The 13,369-nt window shown below is 74.2% G+C and carries 9 protein-coding genes; 2 read left to right on the top strand and 7 right to left on the bottom strand.

Annotation, left to right across the window (positions count from 1 at the left end):
• Positions 1 to 291: 291 nt before the first annotated feature.
• From AB0E02_RS35100 to AB0E02_RS35085, 4 genes are read right to left on the bottom strand one after another with little or no spacing between them, the layout of a single operon-like run.
• Positions 292 to 2,316, bottom strand: a complete 2,025-nt coding sequence (locus AB0E02_RS35100; protein WP_362147426.1) for an ABC transporter ATP-binding protein — start codon at positions 2,314 to 2,316, stop codon at positions 292 to 294.
• On the bottom strand, positions 2,313 to 3,218 hold the full coding sequence (locus AB0E02_RS35095; RefSeq protein WP_362147423.1) for an ABC transporter permease: 906 nt from the start codon (positions 3,216 to 3,218) through the stop codon (positions 2,313 to 2,315). Before AB0E02_RS35095 ends, AB0E02_RS35100 begins: the two co-directional genes overlap by 4 nt.
• Before the next feature lie 37 nt (positions 3,219 to 3,255).
• Positions 3,256 to 4,206 carry an ABC transporter permease gene (locus AB0E02_RS35090; RefSeq protein ID WP_362147421.1) on the bottom strand — a complete coding sequence of 317 codons (951 nt, stop codon included), beginning with the start codon at positions 4,204 to 4,206 and terminating at the stop codon, positions 3,256 to 3,258.
• Positions 4,203 to 5,957, bottom strand: a complete 1,755-nt coding sequence (locus AB0E02_RS35085) for a peptide ABC transporter substrate-binding protein (protein ID WP_362147418.1) — start codon at positions 5,955 to 5,957, stop codon at positions 4,203 to 4,205. The genes AB0E02_RS35090 and AB0E02_RS35085 overlap by 4 nt, the downstream gene beginning before the upstream one ends.
• A gap of 344 nt (positions 5,958 to 6,301) precedes the next feature.
• On the opposite strand from AB0E02_RS35085, the gene AB0E02_RS35080 reads away from it, so the two are divergent.
• Both AB0E02_RS35080 and AB0E02_RS35075 read left to right on the top strand, forming a co-directional pair.
• Complete coding sequence (locus AB0E02_RS35080; RefSeq protein WP_362147415.1) at positions 6,302 to 7,498, top strand: ROK family transcriptional regulator; 1,197 nt, start codon at positions 6,302 to 6,304, stop codon at positions 7,496 to 7,498.
• A 64-nt stretch (positions 7,499 to 7,562) separates the two neighbouring features.
• Positions 7,563 to 9,086, top strand: coding sequence for a M81 family metallopeptidase (locus tag AB0E02_RS35075; protein WP_362147413.1), 1,524 nt, complete (start codon positions 7,563 to 7,565; stop codon positions 9,084 to 9,086).
• A gap of 58 nt (positions 9,087 to 9,144) precedes the next feature.
• On the opposite strand, the gene AB0E02_RS35070 is transcribed toward AB0E02_RS35075, so the two are convergent.
• From AB0E02_RS35070 to AB0E02_RS35060, 3 genes are all read right to left on the bottom strand, one after another.
• Positions 9,145 to 10,368 (bottom strand): MFS transporter, encoded by a 1,224-nt coding sequence (locus AB0E02_RS35070; protein ID WP_310724556.1) that lies wholly within the window; start codon positions 10,366 to 10,368, stop codon positions 9,145 to 9,147.
• Between the two features lie 270 nt (positions 10,369 to 10,638).
• Positions 10,639 to 11,868 (bottom strand): amidohydrolase family protein, encoded by a 1,230-nt coding sequence (locus tag AB0E02_RS35065; protein ID WP_362147410.1) that lies wholly within the window; start codon positions 11,866 to 11,868, stop codon positions 10,639 to 10,641.
• Positions 11,868 to 13,268 carry a glutamine synthetase family protein gene (locus tag AB0E02_RS35060; protein ID WP_362147407.1) on the bottom strand — a complete coding sequence of 467 codons (1,401 nt, stop codon included), beginning with the start codon at positions 13,266 to 13,268 and terminating at the stop codon, positions 11,868 to 11,870. Before AB0E02_RS35060 ends, AB0E02_RS35065 begins: the two co-directional genes overlap by 1 nt.
• Between the last annotated feature and the right edge of the window lie 101 nt (positions 13,269 to 13,369).

Genomic DNA, 13,369 nt, shown 5'->3' with positions numbered 1-13,369 from the left:
CGTCAGCAGTCCACACAACCGGCCCCGGAGGTCCGTCACCGCACCCGACACCCACCCAGCCCGCCGCAGGCGCAACGGCGAGACCACCCGCGGCGGGAGAGACGGGTACGTGCGGGGCGCCGCAAAGCGCGCAACGGCGAGACCACCCGCGGCGGGACAGCCAAGTACGTGCGCGGCGCCGCAAAGCGCAACGGCGAGCAAGCCCCGCGGCGAGACAGACGGGTACGTGCGCGGCGCCGCAAAGCGCAACGGCGAGCAACCCCCACGGCGGGAAAGCCAGGTACGTGGGCCTCACCCGCGAAGCGGAAAGTGGCAGGAGGCGGAGTGGGCCGGGGCTGCCTCCACCGTCGGTGGTGGCTCCGCCGCGCACCGCTGGGTCGCGAAGACGCACCGGGTGCGGAACCGGCACCCCGACGGCGGGGCTGCGGCTGACGGGGTTTCGCCGCCGAGGGGGTGGGAGGCGGGGCCGGGCGGGCGGACCGTGTCCAGGAGGCCGCGCGTATAGGGGTGGAGCGGGCGGTCGAAGACCGCCTCCGCGGGGCCGGTCTCGACGAGTTTGCCGAGGTACATCACGCCGACCCGGTCCGCGACGTGCCGCACCACCGCCAGGTCGTGCGAGATGAAGAGGTAGCTCAGGCCCTTGTCCCGTTGCAGGGCGCGCATCAGGTTGAGGATCTGGGCCTGGACGGAGACGTCGAGCGCGGAGACCGGTTCGTCGGCGACCACGAGCGAGGGGGCGAGCGCGAGGGCGCGGGCCAGACCGAGGCGCTGGCGCTGGCCGCCGGAGAATTCGTGCGGGTAGCGGTCGACGGCGCCGCGCGGCAGTCCGACGTCGTCCAGGAGGCCGGCGATCCGCCGCTGCCGGGCGGCCCGGTCGCCGATGCCCTGGATGACCAGGGGTTCGGTCAGCACGGCGCCGACCCGCATCCGGGGGTCCATGGCCGCGGCGGAATCCTGGAACATCAGCTGGACCTCGCGCCGGTGGGCGCGCAGCTCGCGGCCCCGCAGCGTGGCCAGGTCCCGCCCGGCGACCTCGACGGTGCCGGTGCTGGGTGCCTCCAGGCCGACCGCCAGCCGGCCGAGGGTGGATTTGCCGCAGCCGGACTCGCCGACGATGCCGAAGGTCTCGCCGCGCCGGACGGTGAGCGAGATCCCGGCCACCGCGCTGATCTCGGCGGCGCCCCGGCGGGCGAACGGGCCGCCGTGCAGCGGGTAGCTCTTGGCGAGGTCGGTGAGGCGGAGCAGCGGTGCGTCGGTGCGGGCCGGCGCCGCGGCGGGGGCGGGCGGGCGTATCTCGGCGACCGGGTCGGCGCCGGGGGCCGGGCCGGCGGGGTGGAAGCAGGCGAAGGCGTGCGCGGCGCGGTCGGCCGGCCGGCCGCCGTCGGGGCCGTCGCTGAGCTCCGGTTCCGCGGTGCGGCAGAGGTCGGTGGCGAAGCCGCAGCGGGGTGCGAAGCGGCAGCCGGTGGGACGGGTGGTGAGGACCGGTGGGAGGCCGGGGACGGTGGCGAGCGGGCGGGCGGGGTCGGGGGCGCGTTCCGGGAGGGCGGCGAAGAGGGCCTGGGTGTAGCGGTGCCGCGGGGTGGTGAACAGCGGCCGTACGGGGGCGCGTTCGGCGATCCGGCCGGCGTACATCACCGCGACCCGGTCGACCCGGCGGGCGATCACCCCGAGGTCGTGGGTGACGAGGATCAGGGCCATGCCGAGCCGGGTGCGCAGTGCGTCGACGAGCTCCAGGATCTGGTGCTGGGTGGTGACGTCGAGGGCGGTGGTGGGCTCGTCGGCGATCAGCAGGTCGGGTTCGCAGACCAGGGCCATGGCGATCGCGACGCGCTGCCGCATGCCGCCGCTGAGCTGGTGCGGATAGTGGGCCATCCGCTCGGCGGGGCGGGGCAGGCCGACCAGGCCGAGCATCTCCTCGGCCTTGGCGCGGGCCTGGGCCCTGGTCAGCGGGGTGTGCAGGCGGAGCGGCTCGGCGACCTGGGCGCCGATGGTCATGGTGGGGTTGAGCGAGGTCAGCGGGTCCTGGAAGACCATGCCGATGGTGTGGCCGCGGACGCCCTGCAGGGCGGTTTCGGGGGCGGCGGCCAGGTCCGTGCCGTGGAAGAGGATGCGTCCGCCGGTGATCCGGCCGCCGGCGGGGAGCAGTCCGAGGACGGCGCGGGCGGTGAGGGTCTTGCCGCAGCCGGACTCGCCGACCAGGCCGAGCGCTTCGCCGGGGGCGAGGTCGAGGTCGATGCCGTCGAGGGCGTGCACGGTCCGGTCGCGGGTGACGATGTCGACGTGCAGGTCGTCGATGCGCAGCAGGGGTTCGGTCATCGGTGGCTGCCCCGTCCCGTGTCGAGCCGTACGTCGAAGGCGTCCCGCAGTCCGTCGCCGAGGAAGTTGAAGGCCGCCACGACCAGCACGATCGCGAGGCCGGGCGGGAAGATCAGCCACCAGTGGCCGACCTGGGTGTAGGTGATGCCGGCGGAGAGCAGGGAGCCCCAGTCGGCGGCGGGCGGCGGCAGGGAGAGGCCGAGGAAGGAGAGGTAGGCGACGTAGAGGATGGCGTCGGCGATCTGGAAGGTGGCGTTGACGACGACGGTGCCCAGGGCGTTGGGCAGGATGTGCCGGAACACCGCCCGGCCTCCGCCGCCGCCCATCAGCCGCATGGCGTGGACGTAGTCCCGGCTGCGCAGCGCCAGCGCCTCGCCGCGCAGCAGCCGGGCCGGGGAGAGCCAGGCGACGGAGGCGATGACCAGGATGAGGACGGGTTCGCTGGGGGTGACGAGGGTGGCGACCACGACGAGGAGGAAGAGCGCCGGGATGGCGAGCGCGGCGTCGGTGACCCGCATCATCACGGCGTCCGGCCAGCCGCCGAAGTAGCCGGCGACCGCGCCGTAGACGGTGCCGAGGAGGGTGGCCAGCAGCCCGGCCGCAAGGCCCACCTCCAGGGAGGTGCGGCCGCCGTACATCAGCCGGCCGAGCAGGTCGTAGCCGAGGTCGGTGGTGCCGAGCGGGTGGCCGGCGCCGGGGGCGCGGTTGGCCTGGGTGAGGTCGGTGTGGATCTGGTCGGTGGGGTGGAGCAGCGGGCCGAGGAAGCAGAAGGCGAGCAGGGCCAGCAGGATCAGGGCGCCGGTCAGCGCGAGCTTGTTGCGGCGGAAGCCGGTCAGGACGCGGCGGACCGGCCCGGGAGCGGCGGGCCCGGCGTCCGGCGGTGCGGGGGCGGTGGGGGTCACGGCACGCTCCTGATGCGCGGTGCGGGGGCGGTGGTGGTCACGGCACGCTCCTGATGCGCGGGTCGAGGACGGCGTAGGCGATGTCGGCGAGCAGGGAGCCGAGGACGGTGGCGGCGCCCACGACGAGGGTCACGCCGAGCAGTACGGGGAAGTCCGAGCCCTGGGCCGCGTTCCAGAACAGCAGCCCCATGCCGGGGTAGTTGAACATCGACTCGACGACGAGGGTGCCGCTGAAGAGGGTCGGCAGGTAGAGGCCGAGGAGGGTGACCAGCGGGATGAGCGCATTGCGCAGCACGTGCCGGACCAGCACCCGGGTGCCGGACCCGCCCTTGGCGCGGGCGGTGCGGACGTAGTCCTCGCCGAGGTTGTCGAGGACCGCGGAGCGCAGATAGCGGCTGAAGGCGGCGACGATTCCCAGGGCCGTGGTCACGACCGGGAGGACCAGTCCGGCCGGCTCGGCGAGGATCCCGCCGACCGTGTCGGCCTGCGGGGCCTCGGCGGGCAGCAGGGGCAGCTGCTGGCTGAGGACCAGGACGAGGACGAGCCCGAGGAAGAAGACCGGGGTGGCGTAGGCGAGGAAGGCCAGGCCGGTGAGGACGTGGTCGGCGGCGCGGCCGCGGCGTACCGCCTGCAGGATGCCGAGCGGTACGGCCAGGACGGCGGCCAGCGCCAGCGCCAGCCCGGCCAGCAGGGCGGTCTTCGGCAGCCGTTCGGCGAGCAGCGAGGCGACGCTCCGGTTGAGCTTGTAGGACTCCCCCAGGTCGCCGGTGAGCAGCCGGCCGAGGTAGCGCAGGTACTGCTGGGGCAGCGAACGGTCGTATCCCTGCTGGTGGTTGAAGTGCGCGACGGCCTGGGGCGTGGCCTGCACGCCGAGGATGGCGCGGGCCGGGCCGCCGGGGAGCAGGTGCAGCAGGACGAAGACGATGACGGAGACCAGCAGCAGGACGACCAGGGCCTGGGCGAGGCGTTTGACCAGGAAGTGGGTCACCGGCCGGCACCGCCCTTCTTGACGTAGTACCAGTCCTGGGGGGCCAGCGACAGCGTGGGGTTCTGGTCGACGCCGCGCAGGTCGTTGCGGATGGCGGAGACCTGATAGGCGGGGTTGGGGGTCCACAGCACCGGGAGGCGGCGGGCGACCTCGCGGCCGTAGGCGCGCAGTGCGGCGGGATCGTCGGAGTACTCGGTGGCCCGGATCAGCTCGTCGGTACGGGGGTCGGCCCAACTGCCCATGTTGGAGGGCGCGTTGCTGGCGAAGATCTTCTCCCCGCTGGGGTCGGGCGGGAAGTACCAGCTGCCCTGGGTGCCGAAGAAGCCGAGCTGCCAGGCGGAGCAGAGGGGGTCGGTGGTGCGGCAGGGGACGGTGGTGCCCAGGACCGTGTTCAGTGGCTGCTGCCGGACGTCGAGGGCGATGCCCACCCTGCCGAACTCCGACTTGAGGACCTGCATGGTGTTGGAGGTCTCGGTCGAGCCGGACTGGGAGAGCAGCGACAGCCGCAGCTCCTGCCCGTCCTCGATGCCCGCGCCGCACGCGCCGGCGCCGCGTCCGGGCCGTACGCAGCGCAGCACGCCGCCCCGGCCGGCCCAGCCGTGGTCCGCCAGCAGCGCTTTCGCCCGCTTCGGGTCGTAGGGGTACGGGTCGGTGGCGAGCAGACCGGCCGGGACCGGGCCGAGGGTGGGGGCGGCGCTGCCGTGCCAGATCACCCGGGAGAGCGCCTTCTGGTCGATGAGGTGCTGGAGCGCCTGGCGCAGATAGGTCTGCCGCAGCAGGGGCCCGGCGGTGGGGTGGTGGTAATTGAGCACGATGTAGGTGATCGCCCAACCTTCCCAGGGGTCGATGCGATAACCCATCTCCCGGAATTTCGCCGACTGCGCCATGACGGACGGCGGCAGGTAGCCGTAGTCGACGCCGCCGGCCCGCAGGACGTTGAATTCGGAGTCGGCGGTGGTGAAGGGTTTGAGGACGACCCGGTCGAGATGGGGTTTGTCCGGCCCGCTGTAGTGCGTGTTGGGGATCAGCTCCACCTGTCCGGAGGTGGTCCACTTCGCCGTCCGCCAGGGTCCGTCGACGGTTTTCCACAGCGGGTCGGTGGCGAATGCGGAGAACTGCCGGGCGTGCCGCATCAGCCGGGCGAAGGCCCGCCGGGGGTCCTCGTGGTGCGGGTTCCAGGCGTGTACGGGCAGAGCCACGAAGTCCTGGAGTTCGTTGGCGGTGAACCACGCCGGGTTGTAGGCGCGGTCCAGCCGGAGCCGGAAGGTGCGGTCGTCGAGAATCTCGAACGCCTTGACGTCGTCGGGCATCAGTTTCGGCGAATACCCGGCCCATTCCTGCTTGTTGGCCTTGATGAGGTCGAACCAGAATTTCACGTCGCGGGTGGTGACGGGGTGCCCGTCGGACCAGCGGTAGCCCTTTTTCAGGGTGATGCCGACGGTGCGGTTGCCGTCGCCGTAGCGGGGTTTTTCGGCGAGGCCGCGGGGGGATTCCAGGGTCAGCGCGTCGCCCTTCTTCTCGGGCAGGTAGAGCCGCAGGAACAGCAGGTCCTGGATGGCGCTGTTGTAGGAGGCCAGATAGCCGGGGGCCCCGATGGGGAAGATCCAGTTGGGGGCGGAGGCGGGCGGCAGTGCCATGGTGGCGGTCCCGCCCTCGACGGGCACGCCGCCGGTGGGGCCCAGCTCGGTGACAACGTTGCCAGGCGGGCCGCAGCCGACCAGCGCCGCGGCACCGAGCAGGACGGCGGCCACCAGCCGGCCGACTCGGCCGTATGGGCCACCTTGCTTGCGGAGACCGGGAGTTCGTGTCCTGCGCAGGCCCATACTGCCTCCGGGAGGTCGGGCCGGTGGAAGGGTGCGAGCAACGTACGGACGGCCGTGAAAAGAAGTCAAGACCCTGGCGAAAGCGGGCCGACTGCGCTCTACTGTCGGCGAGTTGGGGCGGAGGGTTGCTGCGGTGACGAAGGAAGTCCGGCGAAGGAAGCCCACCGGAGGAAGCCCACCGGAGGAAGCAGGAAGTCCGGAGCCCGCACTGAAACCCGCTCCGACCGCCGGCCACTCCCCCTGCCCCGACCGCCCCGCGAAAGGCGCGTGCCATGCCCCTCCCCGACGAGTCGCCCGGTTCCGCCGCGCACGTCCTCGCGCTCGTCGCGAACGGCTCCGCCACCTCCCGCGCGGACCTCGTCCGCGAGCTCGGGCTCGCCGCGTCCACCGTGTCCGCCCGGGTCCAGGAACTGGTCGAGGCCGGGCTGCTGACCGAATCCGGTGAGGGCGCCTCGCGTGGCGGCCGGCGGCCACGGCTGCTGCGGGTCGCCGGGCAGGGCGCGGTCGCGCTCGCCGCCGACCTGGGCAGCCATCACATCCGTACCGGTGCGGTGGGCCCGGCCGGCGACGTCTTCGACGCCGAGGACCACCCGACCGATCTGACCACCGGCCCCGGGCCCGCCCTGGACGCCCTCGCCGAGCGGCTGGGCGCGCTGGCCGAGCGGCAGCGGGCGGCCGGGCGGACGGTCCGCGGCGTCGGCATCGGCTTCCCCGGCCCGGTCGACGCCGACGGCGCCCGGGTCGTCGCCCCGTCCCGGATGCCCGGCTGGCACCTCTTCCCGCTCCGCGACCGGCTGGCCGATCGCCTCGGGCTGCCGGTGCTGCTCGACAACGACGCCAACATGATGGCGCTCGGCGAACACCGCGCCGCCCACCCCGCCCGGCGCCATCTCGTCGTCGTCAAGGCCGGCCGCGGTATCGGCTCGGGCGTCATCAGCGACGGCCGGCTGCACCGCGGGGCGCACGGTGCGGCCGGCGACATCAGCCACGTCCGGGTGGACGAGTCGGCCCAACTCCCTTGTTCCTGCGGCAACATCGGCTGTCTGGAGACGGTGGCGAGCGGCGCCGCGATCGCCGCCACACTGCGCGGGCGGGGCATCGCCGCAAGGTCCGCCGCCGACATCCTGCGGCTGGTCGAACACGGCGACGCGCAGGCCACCACCCTGGTGCGGCAGGCCGGCCGGGACATCGGTGCGGTGCTCGCGGTCGTCGTGAACTTCTTCAACCCCGAGGCGGTGGTCCTCGGTGGCGCGCTGGCCGGCGCCCAGCCGCTGGTCGCCGCGGTGCGCGGGATGCTCTACGAGCGCTGTCTGCCGATGGCCACCAGCGAACTCACCATCGACACCGCGGTCCGCGGCCCGGACGCGGGACTGCTGGGCGCCGGCCACGCCGTACTGAGCGGCATCCCGCCCACCGTGCCGCACCCTCGGCCGGGCCCCGGCACCCCGGGCGCGACGCCCGCCACGTAGCAACGCCACCGGCGGAGCCCCACACCCCCGCCACGAAACCCGCCACCCAGGGAAGTGAGCACGCATGGCCCCAGCGACGACCGGCCGCCCCTTGCGCATCGGCATCGGCGGGATGGCCATCGAGTCCAGCCAGTTCTGTCCGCACCGCTCGACGTACGACGACTTCCGCGTCACCCGGGGACGCGAGCTGCTGGACCGCTACACCTGGACCCGGCCGGGCGGGGACCTCTCCGGGGTGGTCGAGTGGGTCCCGCTGGTGCATGCCGTCGCGGTGCCCGGCGGTCCGGTCGAGCGCGCCACCTACGACCGCATCCGCTCCGAACTCACCGACCGCATAAGACAGTCCGGCCCGCTGGACGGTCTGCTCCACGACATCCACGGTGCGATGAGCGTCGTCGGGCTGGACGACGCCGAGGCGGACCTGACCGCGGCGGTACGCGCGGCGACCGGCCCCGCCACCCTGATCTCGGCCGCCATGGACCTGCACGGCAACGTCTCGCGCCGTTTCGCCGAGCACCTCGATCTGCTGACCGCGCACCGGATGGCGCCGCACGAGGACGCCTGGGAAACCCGGGAGCGGGCCGCCCGCAACCTCGTCGCGCGGCTGGTCTCCGGCAAGGGCCGCCCGCACCGGGCCTGGGTGCAGATCCCGGTGCTCCTCCCGGGCGAGAAGACCAGCACCCGCCTCGAACCGGCCGCGTCGCTCTACGGCCGGCTGGCGAGCGTCGAGGCACTCGACGGGATCGTCGACGCGGCGCTCTGGGTCGGGTACGCCTGGGCCGACGAGGAACGCTGCCGGGCCGCGGTGGTGGTCACCGCGGACGATCCCGGGCTCGCCCTCGACCAGGCCGGCGCGCTGGCCCGCGCGTACTGGGACGCCCGCCGGGACTTCACCTTCGTCGGCCCGACCGGCGACGCCGACGACTGCATCGCCCGTGCGGTGGCCTCGTCCGCCCGGCCGTTCCTGATCAGCGATTCGGGCGACAACCCCACCGCGGGCGGGGCCGGCGACCTCGCGTACATGCTCGGCCGGCTGCTGGCGCACGAGGACCTGGCGAGCGGGCGGCGCACCGCGCTGCACCCGGGCCTCACCGATCCGGCGGCGGTCGCCGCGTGCTTCGCCGCCGGGCCGGGCGCCGAGGTGACCCTGCGCGTCGGCGGCTGCTTCAGCGCGGGCACCGGCCCGCACGCCGCCCCGTACGAACTGACCGGCAGGGTCACGGCGTTGGAGGGACCGGGGGCCGCCTCGGGCGCGCCGCGCGGCAATCCGGCGTACGACGGGGGCGGCCGGCGCGCGGCGGTCACTCGCGGCGGGGTGACGGTGATCCTGACCGAGCGGCGCACTCCGTTCCACACCCGCGCCGACTTCGGTTCGCTGGACCCGCTCGACCACGACCTGGTGGTCGTCAAGATCGGCTACCTGGAACCGGAGTTGTACGCCATGGCCGCCGACTGGCTCCTCGCCCTCACCCCCGGCGGCGTCGACCAGGACCTCCTCCGCCTCGGCCACCACAAGATCCGCCGCCCCTTGTACCCGTTCGACGACGAGGGCTTCGACGACCCGGATCTGACCCCACGGTTGCTGTAGGGCCGGGGGCGACGAGGGCGGTAGGCCCAGGGGCGGAGCGCGCTGATCGCGCTCCCGGCTACGGCTGCGGGTCGCGTGCGTCGTACCGCGCGAAGGCGCGGCGGCCGAGGCCGAGGGCGGTGACGGTCAGGATGCAGGCCAGGCCGCCGCCGATGACGGCGGTGGCCGGGGAGGTCAGGTCGGAGGCCGAGCCGGCGAGGAAGTCGCCGAGGCGGGGGCCGCCGGCGACGACGACGATGAAGACGCCCTGGAGGCGGCCGCGCATCGCGTCGGGGGTGGCGGCCTGGAGCATGGTGCTGCGGAAGACCATCGAGACGGTGTCGGCGCAGCCGGCCACGGCGAGGAAGAACAGGCCGAGCCACAGGTTCCGGGAGAGTCCGAAGCAGGCGATGGCCGCGCCCCAGGCGGCGACCGCGAGCAGGATGGCCAGGCCGTGCCGGCGGATGCCGCCGAGCCAGCCGGAGAACAGTCCGCCGAGGACGGCGCCGACCGCGGGCGCGGCGACGAGCAGGCCGACGGTCTTGGCGTCGCCGGCGAACCAGAGCACCGCGACCGCGGGGAACAGCGCGCGCGGCTGGGCCAGCACCATGGCCGCCAGGTCGGAGAAGAACGTCATCCGCAGGTTGGGGCGGGTGGCGAGGAAGCGCAGGCCGTCGAGGACGGAGGCGCGGCGCCGCGGGCCGTCGCCCTGGTCGGGGCGCATGGACGGCAGGCGCCACATCGCGTAGAGCGCGCCGCTGAAGGCCACGACGTCGATCAGGTACGCGGCCTGGTAGCCCCACAGGCCGACGATGACGCCGCCCAGCATGGGGCCGCCCATCAGACCGAGGTTGCTGGTCAGGGAGTTGAGGGCGTTGGCGGCCGGCAGCTGTTCGGTGGGCAGCAGCCGGGGGATCATCGAGGTGCGGGCCGGGGAGTTCATCGCGAAGCAGACGGCCTGGAGGGCGACCACGGTGTAGAGCAGCCAGACCCGGTGGTATCCGGCGAGCGCGGCGGTGGCCAGCGTGATGGACATCGCGGTGGCGCCGGCGGCGCTGTACAGGCCGAGTTTGCGGCGGTCCACGGTGTCGGCGATGGCACCGCCGTACAGGCCGAAGACGACCAGTGGGACGAGCGAGCACAGGCCCACCAGTCCGACCGAGAAGGTGGACCGGGTGATGGCGTACACCTGCAGCGAGACCGCGAGGGCGGTCATCTGCTGGCCCATCCAGGAGATGGTGTTGCCGCACCACAGGCGGCGGTAGTCGGGCGAGGTGCGCAGGGGTGTCAGGTCGGCGAATATGCGGGAATGCCAGGGCGTTCCGCCCTTGTCCGGACGGGCGCCGGTGGCCCGCCCGGTGGTCTGCCCGGGCGTCCCGCCGGAGGTCTCGTCGGACGTCTCGTCCGAGGTCGTTGTATCGGCCACGCGGCGCAGTAAAGCATGAGCATGACGGCGGGCCGACGGCAGGGCGGGAAGAGGCGCCCGGGCGGTACGCCCCTTACGCGTCCCGCCCCGCCCGTCCCAGTGCCACGCCGCTTACGCGTCCCGCCCCCCGTCCCAGTGCCACGCCCCTTAAGCGTTCCGCAGGCCCCGCTCCCGCGCCCGGCCCGCCGCGCCCAGGCCGTACACCCGGCGGGCGTTCTCCGCGGCGAGCATGGCGCCCACGCGGTGGGCGTCGTCCGCCGACCATGCGCCGCTCGCCGTCCAGGCGCCGAGCACCTCCGCGAGGGCGGTGCGGAACAGTGCGCTGCCCACGACGTAGAGCTCGGGCAGGCCGTAGGCGTCGGTGGAGAAGAGCAGTTTGCCGAAGGGGGCGAGTTCGAGGAATTCGGCGAGGACGGCGGTGGCGCGGGGGCCGGTGTGGCTGAGGGTGAGTCCGACGTCGGCGTGGACGTGGGGGAAGACGCTCGCCAGGTAGGCGGCCTGCCGGTGGTACGGGTAGCAGTGCAGCAGGACGAGGTCCGTGCCGGTGCCGGCGGTGGCGCGGACGAGGTCGGTGAGGAGGGCCGGGTCGGCGTGGTCGAGCCGGAGGTCAGGGTCGCCGAAGCCGGTGTGGATCTGGAGCGGGCGGCCGGTGGCGACGGCCAGGGCGACGAGGTGGCGGATGAGGACCGGGTCGGTGAGGCGGCCGGCGCCGGCGGCCAGCCAGGTGCGGGCGGCGGTGTGCACCGCGCCGGCCGTGGGCGGTTCGGCGGCGAGCGCGAGTCCGTGGCGGTAGGCGGCGACGGTCTTGAAGGCGACGGCGGTGCGGGCGGCCTCCTGGACGGCGCGGGTCAGCGCGTCGGTGAACTCCTCGGCGTCGGCGGCCGATGGCCCGGCGGTGGCCGATGGCCCGGCGGTGGCCGTGGCGCCGTCGGCCACCGCGGCGGCGGTGCGTTCGGCGAGGGTTTCCAGCCGTACGACCTCGTGGCCGGTGCCGCCGCCGGCCGCGGCCGTCTCGTCCGGGCCGGTCAGGTCGCCGGGCAGTCCGGTGTCGACGAGGTAGGCGCCGATGCCGGTGGCGCCGAGCAGCCGCCGGTGGGTTTCGTCGGGGCCCAGCTCGCGGCGGCGGGCGAGGTAGCGCTCGGGCGGGCAGTGTGCGGGCAGGTCGAGCAGCGGCGGGCACCAGCGGCGGACCGCGAAGCCGGTCTGGGTGTCGAAGTGGCTGGTGCCCGCCGCGGGCGGCCGGTCCGATTCGGTGAGGTACGAGGCGAACGTCGCCGCGTCGGGCTCGTGGCGCAGCACGCCGTGGCAGTGGTGGTCCACCAGCGGCGGCAGGCCGTCGTCGAAGCGGGGGCCGCTTGCCCGGGTGCCGGCGGGCATCACCAGCGCCAGCGGGTGGCGGCGGTGATCTCCTCGTCGGTGCTCTCGGCGAACTGCGCCTCCTCGGCGCGCCGGACGGCGAGGACGGCGCCGTGCAGGACCTTGCCCAGGGCCTCGTGGAGCGGCGCGGACTTCTCCAGCCGGTCGGTGGCCTCGGTGAGGGTGGCGGGGAGGCGGACGATGCCGCGCCGGGCGCGTTCGCGGACGCCGAGGACGCCGGGGTCGCCGCGCTGCGGTTCCGGGAGGCCGGCCCGGGACTCGATGCCGTGCAGTCCGGCGGCGATCACCGCGCCGACCGCCAGGTAGGGGTTGGCGGCGGCGTCGAAGGTCTTGACCTCGGCGTGGCCGCCGTCGGGGTCGTCGGGCGCGCCGGTGACGAGCCGCAGGGCGGCCTCGCGGTTCTCGACGCCCCAGCACTGGTAGACGCCGGCCCAGCGCGAGGGCTGGAGCCGGAGGTAGCTGGCGGGGGACGGGCAGCCGATGGCGAGCAGGGCGGGCAGGGCGCCGAGGATGCCGGCGAGGAAGGCGTCGGCGTCCGGGGCGAGGCCGTGTGCGGTGCCGGGGGTGCGGTGCAGGCTGCGGCCGTCGCGGTAGAGGCCGAGGTGGAGGTGGCAGCCGTTGCCGACCTGGCCGGCGACGAACGAGGGGGCGAAGGAGGCGCGCAGGCCGTGCCGGGCGGAGACCGCGCGGACCGTCTCTCGGACCAGGACGACGTCGTCGGCGGCGCGCACCGGGTCGCCGGGTGCGGTGGTGAGCTCGAACTGGCCGGGTGCGTATTCGGGGTGGAGCTGGAGGACGTCGATGCCCTGGACGGTCAGGGCCTCGGTGACGTCACGGAGGTAGTCGGAGAGTTCGACGACGCGGGTCATGCCGTAGGCGGGGCCGGCGCAGGGGTAGTCGAGGGGGGCGGAGGTGTCGGTGGTGCCGGGGTGGTGGCTTTCGGGGGCGCGGGTGACCACCCATTCGGTTTCGAAGCCCATCCGCAGGTCGAGGCCGGCGGCGGTGGCGCGTTCGGTCATCCGCCGGGCGAACTGCCGCTGGCAGGCCGGGTGCGGCCGGCCGAGCTGGTCGTAGCGGTCGGCCGGGGCCCAGGCCCAGCCGGGCTGGGCGGCGAGGACGGTGACGCGGTCCAGGTCGGGGAAGAGCCGCAGATCGCCGTCGGGTCCGCCGAGGTCGTCGGATTCGGTGATGGTGTCGTCGGAGGTGAAGACGTCGAAGACCGGTGACATGCCGACGCCGCGGGCGGCGGTGTCCGCGAGCCGCTGCGCCGGTACGGTCTTGACGCGGGCGATGCCCGCGTTGTCCACCCAGGTCAGCGCGATGTTGCGGACGCCTTCGGTCTCCAGGCGTGCCGTCAACTGCCGGGCTTCCTCGCGCTGTTCCCCAGCCCGCGATGTCATAGAGCCGTCCTCACTCGACCGTGCCGATCGCTCGGCGACCGTTCCCCCGTCGGTTGCCGGGGCGGCCGGACGCTCCCCCAGCAACGCTGGGAGGGACCCCC

Source organism: Streptomyces sp. NPDC048196 (assembly GCF_040652715.1).
Lineage (GTDB): Bacteria > Actinomycetota > Actinomycetes > Streptomycetales > Streptomycetaceae > Streptomyces > Streptomyces siderophoricus.
Note: the sequence above shows the minus strand (reverse complement) of the source record. Positions and strands in the feature narration are given on the sequence as shown.